Raw genomic sequence first — 15,636 nt, 5'->3', positions numbered from 1 at the left:
TTCGCGCGGGTCCCGGTCGGACTGATCGGGGGCTCGGGGGTCGGGTGGCTGCCCGGGATTCGCCGGCCGCTCGTGCGGTAAGTGAATTCCGTCAGCGATTGCGGCTAGCTGGCAGCCACCTCACGCGTCCGTCTGTACTTCAATTTCAGACCACCTCCTTCCTTGTGTACAGGAGAAAGTACGCCCACTTCACCGCGACGGCAACGTATTTTCCGCCGACAATTTTCCGACGCATATCACCTGGTCAGCTCCGGTGTGTTCCGGAAGTTGATGCGTGACGACGACTACGGTCCTGGACGGAGTCAGCAAAGTGCCTTCTCGGCCGAGGAGTTCGCGCAGCACCTCCGCGCCGGCCTCGGCGTCCATGTGTTCGGTTGGTTCGTCGAGGAGCAGGATCTGCGCGGGTGACACGAGCGCCCGCGCCAGCAGCAAACGTCGACGCTCGCCGCCTGAGACTGCTCGCATGCCGCCGACGAGAACGGTGTCGAGTCCATCGGGCAGGTGAGCGAGCCACTCCCCCAGACCGACGTCTGCAAGAACTGTCTCCGCGGCGGTGGCCGTGAGATCACCGCGCGCTACTCGCAGATTTTCGAGCACGGAGGTCTCGAAGAGATGCGCGTCTTCCGCGAAGAACCCGATGTGTCGGCGAAGTTCTGCTGGTTCGATCTCCGACATCGGAATGCCACCAACGGAAAGCGATCCCGATACCGGCGGGAGGAGCCCTGCCATCGTCATCAGGGCCGTTGTCTTCCCTGATCCGCTTTCTCCGATTATCGCGATCCGTGCGCCAGGGCGCACATCGAACGTGAGCGGTGCGGTGACGTTGCCTCCAGGCCACCCGGCGCACACTCCGTCAACTGTCAGGACGCCGGCCTCGGGCCACGGGCGATCGCCTTCTGCAATCTCCTGATCGGCGCGATCGAGTACCGCCATGATTCGCGCTGACGCGAGCCTCGCTTTGGTCAGTGCCACTGCAGCACTGGGCAGAGCGGCAGTTCCCTCGAACGCCGAGAGCGGGAGCAGTACGAGAATGCCCAGTGCCATCGGTGTCATGTCGGTTTCCCCGTAGAGCACAATGCCGATGAGCAGCGACGCCAGGACGCTGACTCCCACTGCAAAAGGTGTTGCAGCAGAAGCAAATGCGCTCGGTATCGCAGCACGGTCGGTGGCATCGACCACGTCCCGTTCGGCCGACGCCGCATCGGACACGGCATCGTCCAACCGTCCTGCCACGCGAAGCTCGGCGGAATGATCGAGCGCGGTGACTGCTGACGCGCTGAATCGCACAGCGGCAGAAGAGCTGTCGGATTCAGCGATTCGAGCAGCTCGGGCCGACAGCCACGGCGCGAGTATTCCGGACACCGCGAGCGCTATCGCCAAGACCACTGCGGCGGGCACGGAGATGAACATCAGGATGCCCACGGCTGCCACGGAAAGGATGGCCGATACGGCAATAGGGACAAGTGCTTTCACGACCACGTCACCGACTGCGTCGACGTCCGACCCGGTGCGTGCAAGCAAGTCACCACGGCGCAGACCGGCCGCCGCTGCCGGGTCACCTGATGCGAGGCGCGAGTACATCTGGGCCCGCGCCGCTGTCGTCCCGCGCAACGCAACATCGTGTGTGGTGAGACGCTCCAAATACCGGAATACACCCCGCGAGATACCCAGAGCCCGTACGGCGACAACAGCAACGCTGAGATCCAGAACGGGCGGCATTTCCCAGGCCCGGGTAATCAACCAGGCCGACAGCGCCGCCAACGCCAGAGCGCTGCCGAGCGTCGCCACACCGGCCGTGACGGCGATGAGCACGCGTCGTGGTTGCAGTTCGAGGAGACCCAGTGCGCGCAGCAACGGATCCCGGTGGTCAGTTCTCATGCGCGTGCACCTCGATAATCTGATCTGCGACGGCAAGCACACTGGGGCGATGTCCGATGACTATCACGGTGTCGCCGCGCTTCGCTCGCGCTCGCAGAGCAGCCAAGACCGTGTGTTCCGAATCCGCATCCAGATGAGCGGTGGGTTCATCCAGGACGAGGACAGGTCGATCAGACGCCAGGACGCGTGTCAGCGCAAGCCGCTGTCGCTGCCCCAGTGACAGACCGGCACCGCCTGCCCCCACCACAGTGTCGAGACCTGACGACAGTTCGGCAAGCACTCCGTCGAACCCTGTTGCCACAGATGTATTTTCCAGCGCATCGGACTCGATAACCCCGGTGAGATGAAGGTTTTCTCGAATGGTTCCCGGCAACAGGACCGGATGTTGTGGCAGCCACGCAATCTGCGACCACCACGTGTTCTCGTCGAGTTGTCGAATATCGATGCCACCGACGCTCACTAAACCACGGCTGGGTTCGATCAACCCGAGCAAGGCCTGCACCGCTGTCGACTTGCCGGAACCGTTTGCTCCGGTGAGCACAGTGATCGCACCGGGTCTGATCACGCCCGAGAGTTCGTACGGCGCAACACCACCACGCGAGTTCACACTCAGGGTGTCGACAACGATGTCCGAGCCGCGCGCGTCGACCACGACTGCGCCGCCGACCGGTGCGGAGGTTTCTGCTTCGATGACGCTGAAAGCTTTGTCTGCAGCCGCCATTCCGTCCTCGGCCGCGTGAAACTGCATTCCGACCATCCGCAGCGGCAAATACACCTCGGGCGCAAGAATCAAAGCAACGACCCCTGGTTCGAGCGACATGTCGCCGTACACGAGCCGCAAGCCGATACTGACTGCAACCAAGGCAACACTCAGCGTTGCAAGGAACTCCAACACCATCGACGACAGGAATGCGACTCGGAGCGCGGACATCGTGGTGCGGCGATGCGAATCGCCCAGTTCCCGAACCCGCTCGGCCGGACCGTCCTGGCGACCGAGTGCTCGCAACGTGGGGAGACCGGAGAGTAGATCGAGCAGTTGCGACGACAAGGTGGTCATCGCAGCCAAGGTCTTCTCGGACTTACCCTTCGTCAGCAATCCGATCAGGATCATGAAGATCGGAATCAAGGGCAACGTGATCAAGATGATCACCGCCGACGTCATGTCTTGCAGGGCAATAACTATCAGCGTGATCGGAGTAAGAGTCACCGACAGGATCAACGACGGCAGATAACCCGTCAGATACGGAGCCAGACCGTCGACACCACGGGTGAGTACCGTAGCGATCTCATCGCGGCGCGGGTCGAGATCGCGGGGACTCATCGCCGTCGCCGACGCGAGCACACCGTCCTTGATCTCGGCCACAACACGGGTCGACGCGCGGTGAGCGAAGCGCGATTGCAGCCAGGTTCCCAGTATCCGAATCCCGACAGCGCCGGCGAGGACACCGAGTTCGGTTGTCCACGAGGAAATATCGACGGTCCGGGTGGTGATGACTCCGGCCAGCACCCGGCCGATCATGAGCGCCGAGACGATGACCATCACGACGTTCACCATCGACAGGGCCACTGTCAGAATCAGATATCCACGCGCAGAGGCGGAATGCCGCCACAGGCGCGGATCGATCGGTCCGCGGCGACGCTCCCGAGCAGTGGGAGCGTCACCTACCTCGATTGTCACTTGAATTCGACCGTCACTTCTTTCGAGGCATTGATGCCGGAACTACCACGTCTTGGCTTTGAACTTCAGCCCGATCGACGGGGGAATCTGCTTGGTGGAGATGCGCTGACGGAATACCCAGTACGTCCAGCCTTGGTAGATGATCACGATCGGCGTCATGAATGCCGCCGCCCAGGTCATCACCTTGAGCGTGTACGGACTCGACGACGCATTCTCGATGGTCAGGCTGTACGCCGGATCCAGCGTGGACGGCATGACGTTCGGGAACAGCGAACCGAACAGCAGCACGACGGTCGCAATGACGGCCACCGTGGTGAGCACAAACGCCCACCCTTCCATTTCGGCGCGGGTCAGGAAGACAACGCCGATCAAAGCTGCTGCCGCAGCAGCAACCAGAATCCAGGTCCATCCCTTGCCATAGGCAAGCTGGGTCCACAACACGAACGCACCGGCCACCGGGATTGCCGGAATCGCGAGTCTGGCAGCAATTTTCACTGCGTCTTCGCGAACCTCGTCCGCGCTCTTGAGTGCCAGGAATACAGCACCGTGGAGAGCGAACACCAGCGCGGTGGTCAGGCCGCCGAGCAGTGCGTACGGGTTGAGCAGATCGAAGAACCCTGACTCGACCTGCTTGTCGGCATTGATCGCAACGCCCCGAACGATATTCGCGAATGCCACGCCCCAGAGAACTGCGGGAACCCAGGAGCCGAAGATGATGCCCCAGTCGCAACGCTTACGCCAGGCGTCGTCGTCGATCTTGCTTCGCCATTCGATGGCGACGATGCGAACGATCAAGGCCACCAGGATGATCAGCAGCGGTAGATAGAAGCCGGAGAACAGCGTTGCGTACCACTCGGGGAAGGCAGCGAACATCGCGCCACCCGCCGTGATGAGCCAAACCTCGTTACCGTCCCAGACCGGGCCGATGGTGTTGAGCGCGACGCGCCGACGCGTATCGGCCGGTAGGCCACTGCCTCTGCCGACGATCGGCATGAGCATTCCGACCCCGAAGTCGAAGCCTTCGAGAACGAAGTAGCCGACGAACAGTACTGCGACGAGCACGAACCATACTTCTTGAAGTCCCATGATCGCCTCCTAGTACGCGAACGACAGTTGTTTGGGCTTGTCCGGATCTTCCGGCTCTTCGTGGTCGGTATCTCCCGGCGGATGCATGTCATGCTCCAGCGGGCCTTCCTTGGCGTACCGCACGATCAGCTTGAACCAGACCACACCCAAAGCGCCGTACAGGAGGGTGAAGGTGATCAGCGAGACCCACACCGTTGCCGACGCATGATCCGAAACACCTTGGTCGACAGTGAGTCTGATCATGTCCACGCCGGTCGGGTTGGGATGCACCACCCAGGGCTGGCGGCCCATCTCGGTGAAGATCCAGCCCGCGCTGTTGGCGAGGAACGGCATGGGAATCGCGACAAGGCTCAGGATTCCGAACCACTTCTGATCCGGTACCCGACCCTTACGAGTTACCCACAGACCGGCAAGCGCCAAGGCTGCAGAACCGGCGGCAAGACCGATCATCGCGCGGAAAGACCAGTACGTGACAAAGAGATTCGGGCGGTAGTTGCCGGGGCCGAAGTCTTGCTCAGCCTGTTCCTGCAGCTGGTTGACGCCTTGAAGTTCGACACCGGTGAACTTGCCCTCGGCCAGCCACGACAGCACGTAGGGAACCTTGAGAACGTGGGTCACGCCCGCGCAGTCGTTGTGGGTACCGATCGTGAGAATGGAGAAGTCGGGATCCAGCTCGGTGTCGCACAAGGATTCGGCCGACGCCATCTTCATGGGTTGCTGCTGGAACATGAGCTTGCCCTGGACGTCGCCGGTGTAGATGACGCCGATACCGGCAATGATGATTACCAGCAACGCCAATCGGGCGCCGGGTCGGTACATCGTCCTGGCATCGGTTTCGAGCCTGGTCGCCTCCGCGGGGCCGACGGTCTTGGTGCGGCGCATGTTTCGCACCATCCACCAACCACAGATGCCGGCGACGAAGGTTCCCGCAGTCAGGAAGGCACCTGCTACTGCGTGCGGGAATGCGGCCAGAGCGGTGTTATTGGTGAGCAGCGTCCAGATGCTTGTCAGTTCGGCGCGACCCGTCTCCGGGTTGTACACCGCGCCGACGGGGTGCTGCATGAACGAGTTGGCTGCGATGATGAAGAACGCCGACGCGTTGACGCCGATCGCCACGAGCCAAATACATGCCAGGTGAACAAGTTTGGGTAGCCTGCCCCAACCGAAGATCCACAGTCCGATGAAGACGGACTCCATGAAGAAGGCCACAAGACCCTCGAGAGCCAGCGGTGCACCGAAGACGTCGCCGACAAATCGTGAGTACTCACTCCAGTTCATACCGAACTGGAATTCCTGCACGATGCCGGTAGCTACGCCGATGGCAAAGTTGATGAGGAACAGCTTGCCGAAGAACTTGGTGAGTCGGTACCAGTGATCTTTCTTGGTCACGACCCACATGGTTTGCATGATCGCGATCATCGGAGCCAATCCGATGGTCAGCGGAACAAAGATGAAGTGGTAGACGGTAGTTATACCGAACTGCCACCTGGAGACGTCCAAAGTATCCATTGGCTACTCCGAGAGTAGGGCCCTGGGACAGGCTTCGGGGATCGAGACGCGGGCGTTCGCTCGGCCCCTGCGGACACGGTACTGCTGTCCGGTTTGGACCGCAGGACTTTGCTACTACTCAAAGTAGTAGAGACCGTCGAAGATTCCTATTCGCCCGAAACGCCCAGGCCGTCTAGTCGACGGCCCGTTCGACCAACTTCATGAATTCCGCAGCGACTTTGGGCTCTGGTAAAGCAAAGCCATCCAGTGTAGTGACGCGGGCAGCCAGCGTGACACTCGAAACCATCCACACTCCGTCCGCGGCGATCAAATCTGCAGGTCGCAGGGTTTCGTAGCGACTGTCGAAGCCCGCACCCTTGGCGACGTCGAACAGCGCACGCTGCGTTGTACCCATCAAAATGCCTTGCGCGGGCGGCGGTGTGATCAAAGTCCTGTCCCGCACGACAACAACCGTCGACCGGGGCCCTTCCAACACATTGCCCTCGGAACTGACGAAGATCACATCATCGGCCCCCAAAGTGCCGGCGTAACGCAGTGCAGCCATGTTGGTTGCGTATGACAACGTCTTCGCGCCCAGCAACTGCCACGGTGCGCGTGCCGACAAATCCACCGAGAACCCGCGTTCGAGCGTAATCACGGACAAACCCGCTTCACGCACCTGCCGCACCCGATCGGCCACGGGACCGACCATTACGAACGCCGTCGGCTTGTCCCCACTCTCACGCCCGCGCGTCAGGACGAGACGCAACGCGCCTTCCTTCTCGCTCCCCCACTCCTCCACAGCCATCTCGATCGCCAGTCGCCAGTCGTCGAGCACCGGAGCAGGCAAACCCAATGCCTCGGCGCTCAGAACGAGTCGGCTCAGATGACCTTCGACCACCCGCGCTCGGCCACCCCGAACCAATAACGTCTCGAACACTCCGTCGCCCCGCACGACAGCCAAGTCGTCAGCATGGAGGAAGGGTGCGTCAGCATCGAGCACCTCATGGTCGAGAGTTACCAATACGCGATCAGCCATACCCTCAACACTAGCGACGGAAAACACCGCTCACGCCCCGCACTCGACCAACGCGCGGACCACACTCCTAGACTGATGACGTGGTCGACAACGCTCTTGTGCCCAACAGCCCACTCATGACTGCCCCCGGTGCGGTCGCAGCCCCGGACGGATCGGTCGACATCGGCGTCGCGTGGCATCACGGCGACCCGCTCGGCGAGCAACGGACTGCGCAGCGCGACGCGGTTGTCGTCGATCGCAGCCACCGATTTGTCATCGCCATTCCCGGTGACGAGCGACTTACGTGGCTGCACACCATTTCGAGCCAACACGTTGCCGCTCTTCCGGACGGGAAGAGCGCCGAGAACCTCAGTCTCGACGTCAACGGCCGCGTCGAACACCACTTTGTGCAGACGGACCTGGGCGGCGTCACCTGGATCGACACCGAAGCCGATCGTGGGCCCGAACTCCTCGCCTTCCTGAAGAAGATGGTGTTCTGGTCCAAGGCCGAACCCCGCGACGGCAACGAACTTGCCGTTCTGAGCCTTCTCGGCCCCAAGGCCACCGCCGTCCTCGACGCGGCCGGCGCGAGTGCGCCCGTCGACGTGTACGACGCGCAGGCTCTGCCAGGCGGCGGCTTCGTCCGTCGGATGCCGTGGCCGGCCGAAGACTCGTTCGACCTCCTCGTACCTCGCGACCAATTGGCAACCTGGTGGGCCACACTCACCGAAGCCGGCGCCACACCGGCCGGAACCTGGGCCTTCGAGGCCCTCCGCGTCGAAGCAGTCCGCCCGCGCATCGGACTCGACACCGACGAGAAGACCATCCCGCACGAGGTTCGGTGGATCGGCGGTCCCGCCGAACACGGCGCGGTTCACCTCGAGAAGGGCTGCTATCGCGGCCAGGAAACCGTCGCGCGCGTGCACAACCTCGGCAAGCCGCCGCGCCACCTCGTTCTCCTGCACCTCGACGGAAGCGCTGAAGCCCTCCCCGAGCCCGGCGACCCCATCACAGCCGGTGGCCGCGCAGTGGGCCGCGTCGGAACCGTCGTCAATCACCACGAGCTCGGGCCCATCGCGCTCGCACTGGTCAAGCGCAACGTCCCCGCGGGGACCGAATTGGTCGCCGGCCCCAGCGCCGCGTCGATCGATCCGGACTCGATTGTCGACGACAACGCACCTCAGGCCGGACGTGAAGCCGTCAACCGATTGCGCGGGAAGTGACCGGCGTCGTGGACGCCGTGTGCGTCGTACATGCCGAACGCGACAGCGGCGTCAAACGTGTGACTCGAACCGCAATCGACAAACGATCCGTCGACGGCCGGGTTCCCTTGGGCCGACTCGGCCTGGGCGGCGACTATGTCTGCGACACCGAATTCCACGGCGGCGCGTATCAAGCCGTCTACGCGTACGACCACGTCGAAGCTCAGCGTTGGTCGGCGGAGTTGGGCAGACCCCTCCACCCCGGTTGGTTCGGTGAGAACCTTCGCATCAGCGGTATCGCCGTGACCGACGCCGTCATCGGCGAACGCTGGCACATCACCGGAGCGGACTCGTCCGACGTGGTGGAACTCGAGGTCACCGGGCCCCGCGTGCCGTGTGGCACCTTCGGCCTCTGGTCGGGCGAGAAAGGCTGGGTCAAGCGGTTCACCCATCGAGCCGATGTCGGCGCGTATCTGCGAGTGAACCGAACGGGCACCCTCGCGGCCGGCGATACCGTGACGCGGGTTCACGTCCCGGACCACGGCGTCACAGTTCGACAAGTATTCGCCGGCGCAGACCCCGAACACTTGCGACAACTGCTGAACAGTCACCACGACCTTGCGCCGAACGTCCGAGAACGGATCAGCACATTCGTCGAACGAGCGGAAACACAGGTGCATTCGTGAGCATTGAACTGGTCGAAGTTGTCCGCTCCGGATTCCGCGAGTGTGTACACCGCGGATCGGCCGTCATCCTCGACGCCCACGGCGACCTGGTTGTGGGAGTGGGCGAAGTCCACACACCCATCTATCCCCGCTCCGCCAACAAGCCGTTGCAAGCCGTCGCGGCCCTGCGCAACGGCTTCGAACCCAGTAGCCCGGAGGAACTGGCCGTCGCTGCGTCGTCGCATGCCGGTGAGGCCGACCACATCGAACTCGTCGAGGGTCTACTCGACCGCTACGACCTCCGGGTCGATCAATTGCAGTGCCCGGCCGATCTGCCAGGCAACGAACTTGCCCGAGCCGAGTTGATTGCCGCGGGCCAGCTCCCCAGCCCCATCTACATGACCTGCTCGGGCAAGCACTCCGCGATGCTCGCCACGTGCGTGGTGAACGACTGGCCTCTCGAGACGTACATGGAACCGACACACCCCCTGCAACTCGCGATCGCGGAGACGATCTTCGATCTCAGCGGGGAAGAAGAGCAGGAACTGGGAATCGACGGCTGCGGCCTGCCGATCGTGCCACTCTCGCTGTCGAATCTCGCTCGAGCTTTCGGCCGTCTGCCGTCGGCGACGCCTGATTCCCCGGAACGCGCCGTCGCCGACGCCGTGCGAGCCAACCCGTTCCTTGTCTCCGGAACCGGACGCAACGATCAGCGTCTGATGTCCGCGGTGCCCGGTCTGTTCAGCAAGACCGGATACGACGGTATCTACGCGGGCGCCCTCCCCGACGGTTCGGCGTTTGCTCTCAAGATCGACGACGGTCACGAGCGGGCCCTGCTTCCATTGGCCGCCGCACTACTCAGGCGGATGAACACCGAATGGACCGAAGAGTTGGCCGCTCTGGCGTCGGCTCCAGTGTTCGGCGGAGATGCTCGGGTGGGCACGATTCGAGCGATTCCGGGGAACTTCTGAGCAGTTCCGGGAAAACTTTTGCGCAGTTCTAACAAAGTTCTGAGCAGTTCTGTCGGCATCCTGGCAGCTCGCGGCCATAGTGAGAGCAAACAGACACGGCGACGAGGGCTACGTGGAAGCGGAAGCGACTTTTCCAGGCTAGAGTGTGTGTCAGGAAACTTACACACTCAAACGGGGCCGCCAAATTCCCCAGGCCGCCCCGCGAAAGCGCGAGGGGGTCAGCCATGGGCCGCGGCCGGGCTAAGGCAAAGCAGACCAAGGTTGCACGCGAATTGAAGTACAGCGTACCGACCACGGATTTCGATAGCCTGCAACGAGAGCTCGCAGGTGGATCGACCAACTCGCATCGGAGCAGTGTCCGATCGGACCAGACTTCCGATAGGGAAGGGCATTCGCGAGAGGACGACTACGACGACTGGCGGCGTTGACCGCGCACTGCCATCTGCGCAGACTGTGAAATGAGGAAGAGCTGATTGCTCTTCCTCATTTTTGCGTGCTTTGTTCCGGGCACCCCTGATCCGAACAAAAAAGCTGCCCCGCCGAAGTGAATCGGCGGGGCAGCTTTGGTGGTCTTACCGGCCTTAGAAGCGCGGGTGATCTCCAGCCAGGAACGCACGCTCTGCTGCGGCGTCCGAGGCCTTCTTGATGCTTCCCAGCGTCCAGCAGTCGATGTGGCGTGCGGTGAGCACGGCCAATGCACGATCGACGTCCTCAGGAGCGACGACGGCAACCATGCCGACACCCATGTTGAAGGTCTGCTCCATCTCGGCGCGCTCGACGCGTCCGCGCTGCGCGATCATCGCGAAGACAGCCGCGGGGCTCCACGTTCCACGATCGAGTTCGGCAACGAGGCCCTTGGGCATGACGCGCCCGAGGTTATTGGCGAGGCCACCACCGGTGACGTGGCAGAAGGTGCGGACGTCGGTCTCGGCAGCGAGGGCCAGGCAGTCCTTGGCATAGATCTTGGTGGGCTCGAGGAGCTCCTCACCGAGGGTGCGGCCGAACTCGTCGACGTGCGCGTTCAGGTTCATGCGGTCGATCTCGAGAAGCACCTTGCGGGCCAGTGAGTAGCCGTTGGAGTGCAGACCCGAGGATCCCATGGCGATGACGACGTCGCCGGGACGGACGCGGTCCGGTCCGAGCAGCTTCTCCGCTTCCACGACGCCCACGCCGGTGGCGGAGAGGTCGTAATCACCATCGGCCATGATGCCGGGGTGCTCGGCGGTCTCGCCGCCGAGGAGAGCGCAGCCTGCCTGGATGCAACCTTCTGCGATGCCGCCCACGATCTCGGCAACTCGCTCGGGGATCACGCGTCCGACTGCGATGTAGTCCTGAAGGAACAGCGGCTCGGCGCCACAGACGACGAGGTCGTCGACGACCATCGCGACGAGGTCGAGTCCGACGGTGTCGTGCTTGTCCATCGCCTGAGCGACGGCCAGCTTGGTTCCGACGCCGTCGGTGGACGCAGCGAGGACAGGCTCCTTGTAGTCACCCTTGAGCGAGAACAATCCGGCGAATCCGCCGAGGCCACCCATGACCTCGGGGCGGCTGGCCTTCTTGGCCATGGGGGCGAAGAGTTCCACCGCCCGGTCGCCGGCGGCGATATCGACTCCTGCTGCTGCGTAGGAGGCGCCTGCTGTGCGGTGACTGTCCTCGGTCATCGGATTACTACTCCAGCCCTAGTATTTCTCGCGCACGTTTTCTCCGTGCACAGGTATGTGTTGTGTAATCCTCGCGACGTGCCGAGGCGGTCGACTCGAGCGAACAAGCCCTCAGCGCACACAAATACCGACGATTACGCCCTTACGCTACCGGACACAGGCAGCTGACGAGACCTCGCGTACCGTTCGAGCTCAGTTCTGGAGCTGCGAACCGATCGAGGTGTGCAGCGCCCGCAGACTGTTCTGCCCGAGTGCAACAGTCTCCGACTGGATATGTCGCAGGAGGTGTCCGTCGTTGAGGACCTTCTCGCTCGACTGGATCAGCACTGTTCCGGCGCCGGTGAAATCGAACTGTTTCTCTTCACCCGTATTCGCGCCGAACACCGTTCCCCGCACCGATCCGAGGAAGCTCTGCATCCAGTCGGCGTCGAAGTGATGGGACGGCGACGGGCAGTCGGCCCAGCCGACGAGGGCTTGTGGATCGATCCGCAGCGGAGGTTCGGCAAACATGACCGGACCATTGGACGACGCCAGAAACTTCCCGGTACCGAGCAACGTCAAAAAGCCTGGCACGATTGACTGTTTGAGTTCGAGACCGTTCTCGAAGGCGAGCAGGTTGGCAGCGCGGATCGTGAGGTTGCCGTCGTCGAGATCGTAGGAATTGATGTTGAATCCCCGGTCGCCGAGAATCAGCTTGCCCTGGCCCTGGGCAATCACCCAGTCGTCGGCGTACAGCGGCGACGAGAATCTGGCCGCCACCATCGCCGACATGCTTGTGCGTCCCAGCGGCTCGAAATTGACCATGCCGTAGTACGCGATCATCGCGCCTTTGGACGTGAACCAGGGCTGCCCGGTCAGTTCGATACAGAACGCGTAGTCATTGCCCGGGACGTTGTCGTTCGCGGGCAGAGACGCCGGAGTGTGAATTTCGATACTCATTCGATTTCTCCCTCAGAACTTCTGCTCGGACGCCTGAACCCAGACGGTGCCCATACCGGTCATCTTCAGCTGAATGGACTCCCCCGAGCCCTTGCCGACGGCTTCACGCCAGCCGACATTGGCGGAGATGTCGACGGTGATCTGCCCGAGATGGCACACGTACGCCTGGGGGTCCACCACAACCTGGGGATGGTTCGGACCGACCTGCAGAGGAATGGCTCCACCGTGCGAGAGCACCGCGACGCTTCCCTGACCGTGCAGTTGTGTCGTGAACAGTCCTTGCCCGGTCATCGCCCCGCGGACGGCGCCGCGCACACCACCTTGCGAGGTCAGCGCCACGATCGAACTTTGCAGGTAGGCGTCATGAGCCAGGAGACGGTCTGCTTCCACCGTGAGCATGGACGAACCGTCCAGATGGATGACGTCGACGTACAGCCCGGCGTGGCCGTAGTGGACCTCGCCCTGCCCTTCTGCCGCCATCATGCGTGCATGTTCGCCCGACATCATCCGGCCGGCCATGCCCGCGATGCCGCCCATGTTCGGCATCGCACCAGGACCGCCACCCATGCTGTGCGGGATGAATCGGACGTCGCCGGTGTAGTAGAGCATCGATCCAGTGCGGGCCAGCACGTTCTGCCCCGGAACGAGGGTCGACTTGACGACCTTGCTGTTCACCTTTTCCAACGGCATGGGTCAGCGCTCCTCTGGCTGGATGTAGACGACACCGGATCCGTCGAAGCGCAACGAGAACGCCTCACCACTGCCGCCGCCGATCGCGGACCTCCAGGTGACGTCGGTGACAAAGCTCTGATTCAGTTGTCCGCGGTGGGCGACAAAGGCATCGGGGTCGGCAACGAGCGGATACTGCGGGCTGACTTCGAGCGCGATGATCGGCCCGCCTTTCGACAGCACCGCAACCAGACCGGTGCCACTGACAACTGTCGTGAACAATCCTTGGCCGGATCCGGCCCCACGGAGGCCGGCAAATTTCACGTCGGTGCGTAGCTGTCCGACGAGCACCAACAGCTGCGACGCTTCCACGTGGAGAGCGTCGTTGTTGAGTTCGATGATCGTGATGTCCTGGGCGTCCACGGCGAAGTAGACGGTGCCTTGCCCGCTGACCTCCATCAAGGACAGCGATTCTCCGGCTGCCTTCTGTTTCAGCGCGGCGCGGATTCCGCCCCCGCCGCCCATTCCGGCGTTTTTGAAGGTGACAGCACCCTCGTACGCCACCATTGATCCGCTGATCGCTTTGATGGTGTCCCCCATCAGGTCCGCGACCAGGACTCGATGCCCATCCATTCTCAGTTGCGCCACGAGGGCACTATGCCAGATAGCTCCGACAGTGGAAGTGACTGGAAACACAAAAAATCTGCCGCCCCGACAAGCAGGGCGGCAGATTGTCTGTTTTACGGACTACGGGCGGCTGAGCGCGCTCGCGTTGTCGTTGTCGCGGGTGGCAGCCGAACCGGCCGCACTCTCGAGCATTCCTTCGAGGACGTTCTTACCCATCGACGTCTCCTTCGGGAGCGCAATGGGGTAAGTGCCGTCGAAGCAGGCAGCACACAGACGGCTTGCCGGCTGCTCGGTGGCCGCGATCATGCCCTCGGTGGAGATGTAGCCAAGGCTGTCCGCTCCGATGGAACGACGCACACCGTCGAGCATCTCCTCGAACGTGGCGTCCTGTCCGCCGGCTCCGTTGGCGATCAACTCGGCCGGTGAGGCGAAGTCGATGCCGTAGAAGCAGGGCCACTTGACCGGCGGTGAGGCGATGCGGACGTGAATTTCGAGGGCACCGGCTTCGCGGAGCATCCGGATGAGCGCACGCTGCGTGTTGCCACGGACGATCGAATCATCCACAACCACAAGACGTTTCCCGCGGATAACTTCCTTGAGCGGGTTGAGCTTGAGTCTGATACCGAGCTGACGAATGGTCTGCGACGGCTGGATGAAGGTACGGCCGACGTAGGCGTTCTTCATCAGTCCCTGGCCGTAGGGGATGCCTGAACCCTGCGCGTACCCGACGGCTGCGGGGGTGCCGGACTCGGGAACGGGGATGACCAGGTCACCTTCGGCGGGATGCTCACTGGCGAGCAAGCGGCCGATCTCGACGCGGGTCGAGTGGACCGAACGGCCACCGATGACACTGTCGGGGCGGGCTAGATAGACGTACTCGAAGACGCAGCCCTTGGGGGTCGGGTTCGCGAAACGGGAGGAGCGGACGCCGTCGGCGTCGATCGCGAGCAGTTCGCCTGGTTCGATGTCGCGGACGAACGACGCGCCCACGATGTCGAGGGCGGCGGTCTCGCTGGCAACCACCCAGCCGCGATCGAGTCGACCCAGGCAGAGCGGACGGATGCCGTGCGGATCACGCGCTGCGTAGAGCGTGTGCTCGTCCATGAAGGTGAGGCAGAACGCGCCTTCCAATGTGGGAAGCAGTTCCATGGCGGCCTGTTCGATGGTGCTGTCGCCGGCAGCGTGTGCCAGTAGACCACCGATGAGGTCGGAGTCGGAAGTCGCGGCATTGGGGCGCTTGTCGTTGACCAGGCCGGCTGCACGGGTGCGGCTCGCAAGTTCAGCGGTGTTCACCAGGTTGCCGTTGTGGCCGAGCGCAATGCCCGTACCCGCCGTGGTGGTGCGGAAGATGGGCTGCGCGTTCTCCCACGTCGTGGAACCAGTCGTGGAGTAACGGCAATGTCCGACGGCGACGTGACCTGGCATTGCTGCGAGGGTTTGCTCGTCGAATACCTGACTGACCAGGCCGAGGTCCTTGAACACCAGCACCTGGGAGCCGTCGGCCACCGCAATGCCGGCAGCTTCCTGACCACGGTGCTGCAGCGCGTACAGTCCGTAATACGTGAGCTTCGCCACATCCTCTCCCGGCGCCCAGACGCCGAATACACCGCATTCTTCGCGGGGCTCGTTCTCGTCCTCGTCGGACGGGTTCGTAGCGAGGAGATTTGGACTGTTGACCGACAGATCGGCACGAGTCACGTGGCGCTCCCTTTGTGGGCAGGGGTTGGGGGGCATACACAGTCTACGGCCAATTT

14 protein-coding genes are annotated in these 15,636 nt (G+C 62.9%); 4 read left to right on the top strand and 10 right to left on the bottom strand.

Translation table 11 applies throughout. The features are described from left to right. Positions 1 to 189 precede the first annotated feature (189 nt). The 5 genes from cydC to FFI94_RS05155 form a co-directional block, all read right to left on the bottom strand. The gene (gene cydC, locus FFI94_RS05175) at positions 190 to 1,878 is read right to left on the bottom strand and encodes a thiol reductant ABC exporter subunit CydC (protein ID WP_138872046.1); all 1,689 of its coding nucleotides are present in this window, start codon (positions 1,876 to 1,878) and stop codon (positions 190 to 192) included. Further along, positions 1,868 to 3,556, bottom strand: coding sequence for a thiol reductant ABC exporter subunit CydD (cydD, locus tag FFI94_RS05170; protein ID WP_138872045.1), 1,689 nt, complete (start codon positions 3,554 to 3,556; stop codon positions 1,868 to 1,870). Before cydD ends, cydC begins: the two co-directional genes overlap by 11 nt. Before the next feature lie 42 nt (positions 3,557 to 3,598). Beyond that, on the bottom strand, positions 3,599 to 4,642 hold the full coding sequence (gene cydB, locus FFI94_RS05165; protein WP_138872044.1) for a cytochrome d ubiquinol oxidase subunit II: 1,044 nt from the start codon (positions 4,640 to 4,642) through the stop codon (positions 3,599 to 3,601). Positions 4,643 to 4,651: 9 nt separating this feature from the next. Further along, a complete protein-coding gene (locus FFI94_RS05160) occupies positions 4,652 to 6,151 on the bottom strand; it encodes a cytochrome ubiquinol oxidase subunit I (protein WP_138872043.1) in 1,500 nt (499 codons plus the stop codon). A gap of 172 nt (positions 6,152 to 6,323) precedes the next feature. Next, the gene (locus FFI94_RS05155; RefSeq protein ID WP_138872042.1) at positions 6,324 to 7,169 is read right to left on the bottom strand and encodes an aminodeoxychorismate lyase; all 846 of its coding nucleotides are present in this window, start codon (positions 7,167 to 7,169) and stop codon (positions 6,324 to 6,326) included. A 116-nt stretch (positions 7,170 to 7,285) separates the two neighbouring features. Between FFI94_RS05155 and FFI94_RS05150 the strand changes: the two genes are divergently transcribed. The 4 genes from FFI94_RS05150 to FFI94_RS05135 all read left to right on the top strand — a co-directional run bounded on the left by FFI94_RS05150 (position 7,286) and on the right by FFI94_RS05135 (position 10,414). Beyond that, complete coding sequence (locus tag FFI94_RS05150; RefSeq protein WP_138873604.1) at positions 7,286 to 8,371, top strand: folate-binding protein YgfZ; 1,086 nt, start codon at positions 7,286 to 7,288, stop codon at positions 8,369 to 8,371. Continuing rightward, positions 8,368 to 9,036, top strand: coding sequence for an MOSC domain-containing protein (locus tag FFI94_RS05145; protein ID WP_138872041.1), 669 nt, complete (start codon positions 8,368 to 8,370; stop codon positions 9,034 to 9,036). Before FFI94_RS05150 ends, FFI94_RS05145 begins: the two co-directional genes overlap by 4 nt. Continuing rightward, a complete protein-coding gene (locus FFI94_RS05140) occupies positions 9,033 to 9,986 on the top strand; it encodes an asparaginase (RefSeq protein ID WP_138872040.1) in 954 nt (317 codons plus the stop codon). Before FFI94_RS05145 ends, FFI94_RS05140 begins: the two co-directional genes overlap by 4 nt. Before the next feature lie 224 nt (positions 9,987 to 10,210). Beyond that, positions 10,211 to 10,414 (top strand): DUF3073 domain-containing protein, encoded by a 204-nt coding sequence (locus tag FFI94_RS05135; RefSeq protein ID WP_033233950.1) that lies wholly within the window; start codon positions 10,211 to 10,213, stop codon positions 10,412 to 10,414. Between the two features lie 153 nt (positions 10,415 to 10,567). Here FFI94_RS05135 and purM read toward each other — a convergent pair whose 3' ends face one another. The 5 genes from purM to purF form a co-directional block, all read right to left on the bottom strand. After that, positions 10,568 to 11,647: a phosphoribosylformylglycinamidine cyclo-ligase gene (gene purM / locus FFI94_RS05130; RefSeq protein ID WP_033233949.1), complete on the bottom strand. Its 1,080-nt coding sequence runs from the start codon at positions 11,645 to 11,647 to the stop codon at positions 10,568 to 10,570. A 192-nt stretch (positions 11,648 to 11,839) separates the two neighbouring features. Further along, a complete protein-coding gene (locus FFI94_RS05125; protein WP_138872039.1) occupies positions 11,840 to 12,586 on the bottom strand; it encodes an AIM24 family protein in 747 nt (248 codons plus the stop codon). Between the two features lie 12 nt (positions 12,587 to 12,598). After that, complete coding sequence (locus FFI94_RS05120; RefSeq protein ID WP_138872038.1) at positions 12,599 to 13,276, bottom strand: AIM24 family protein; 678 nt, start codon at positions 13,274 to 13,276, stop codon at positions 12,599 to 12,601. Positions 13,277 to 13,279: 3 nt separating this feature from the next. Continuing rightward, positions 13,280 to 13,888 carry an AIM24 family protein gene (locus FFI94_RS05115; RefSeq protein ID WP_138873603.1) on the bottom strand — a complete coding sequence of 203 codons (609 nt, stop codon included), beginning with the start codon at positions 13,886 to 13,888 and terminating at the stop codon, positions 13,280 to 13,282. Between the two features lie 114 nt (positions 13,889 to 14,002). After that, positions 14,003 to 15,580, bottom strand: a complete 1,578-nt coding sequence (gene purF / locus FFI94_RS05110; protein ID WP_033233946.1) for an amidophosphoribosyltransferase — start codon at positions 15,578 to 15,580, stop codon at positions 14,003 to 14,005. Between the last annotated feature and the right edge of the window lie 56 nt (positions 15,581 to 15,636).

The sequence above is a fragment of the Rhodococcus sp. KBS0724 genome (assembly GCF_005938745.2).
Lineage (GTDB): Bacteria > Actinomycetota > Actinomycetes > Mycobacteriales > Mycobacteriaceae > Rhodococcus_F.
The sequence above is the reverse complement of the archived record's forward strand: the minus strand, read 5'-3'. Positions and strand labels throughout refer to the sequence as shown.

What these genes read in the sequence shown, in the direction of transcription:
- cydC (WP_138872046.1), bottom strand. Translation starts at nt 1,878, where the DNA reads ATGAGAACTGACCACCGGGATCCGTTGCTGCGCGCACTGGGTCTCCTC.
- cydB (WP_138872044.1), bottom strand. Translation starts at nt 4,642, where the DNA reads ATGGGACTTCAAGAAGTATGGTTCGTGCTCGTCGCAGTACTGTTCGTC.
- FFI94_RS05160 (WP_138872043.1), bottom strand. Translation starts at nt 6,151, where the DNA reads ATGGATACTTTGGACGTCTCCAGGTGGCAGTTCGGTATAACTACCGTC.
- FFI94_RS05155 (WP_138872042.1), bottom strand. Translation starts at nt 7,169, where the DNA reads ATGGCTGATCGCGTATTGGTAACTCTCGACCATGAGGTGCTCGATGCT.
- FFI94_RS05150 (WP_138873604.1), top strand. Translation starts at nt 7,286, where the DNA reads ATGACTGCCCCCGGTGCGGTCGCAGCCCCGGACGGATCGGTCGACATC.
- FFI94_RS05135 (WP_033233950.1), top strand. Translation starts at nt 10,211, where the DNA reads ATGGGCCGCGGCCGGGCTAAGGCAAAGCAGACCAAGGTTGCACGCGAA.
- purM (WP_033233949.1), bottom strand. Translation starts at nt 11,647, where the DNA reads ATGACCGAGGACAGTCACCGCACAGCAGGCGCCTCCTACGCAGCAGCA.
- FFI94_RS05125 (WP_138872039.1), bottom strand. Translation starts at nt 12,586, where the DNA reads ATGAGTATCGAAATTCACACTCCGGCGTCTCTGCCCGCGAACGACAAC.
- FFI94_RS05120 (WP_138872038.1), bottom strand. Translation starts at nt 13,276, where the DNA reads ATGCCGTTGGAAAAGGTGAACAGCAAGGTCGTCAAGTCGACCCTCGTT.
- FFI94_RS05115 (WP_138873603.1), bottom strand. Translation starts at nt 13,888, where the DNA reads ATGGATGGGCATCGAGTCCTGGTCGCGGACCTGATGGGGGACACCATC.